This window comes from Variovorax sp. P2_H12 (genome assembly GCF_056403395.1).
On record NZ_JBFUFO010000156.1, the window covers coordinates 1 to 521 of the forward strand.

At 68.5% G+C, this 521-nt stretch carries 1 protein-coding gene; it reads left to right on the forward strand.

Annotated features, from left to right (window positions below; translation table 11 throughout):
• Positions 1 to 130 precede the first annotated feature (130 nt).
• Positions 131 to 521: hypothetical protein (locus AC1DYK_RS35615; RefSeq protein ID WP_478170553.1), on the forward strand; the 391-nt coding region annotated here is incomplete at its 3' end.

Below are 521 nucleotides of genomic sequence, written 5' to 3' on the forward strand. Positions count from 1 at the left end.
AATGTGTGCAGGGGGAAAAAGCACGCCACGGGCGAACTTTCGGCGTGTACGGCAGGGCGGGAGGACCCGGCCAGGCACAGTGGAGCAAGGGCCGACCCGGCCTCGACCACCGAGGGAACGGAGACGGTCGATGCTCATGGCCACCCGCGGCATCACGGGCAAGGAGCTCGCCGACGACCTGCTGCAGGGCGTGAGCAGTGAACAGATGAGGGCGGCGACACGCCTCCTCGGTGCACACCACGACGGCTACTGGCTCCGGCGATTCTTCGAGGACCAGGAACTCGCGGACGCGGCCGGTCAACCGCTCCTCGAACATGCCGGACCGCACCCTTCCATCGACTGGAACGCGGTGGGACTGCTCCTGCTCGCCGACAGACCCCCGGCACGCAAGGCATCGAGCAGCGAAGTGGCCGTGCTGGAGTTCGCCGCGTCCCTCGTGGGGCGCGCCCCCATCCAGCTGCAGCGCGTCATCCACGCTGTCGACGACACCGAGTTCCGGCTCCTCCTGCGAGCCCTGATGG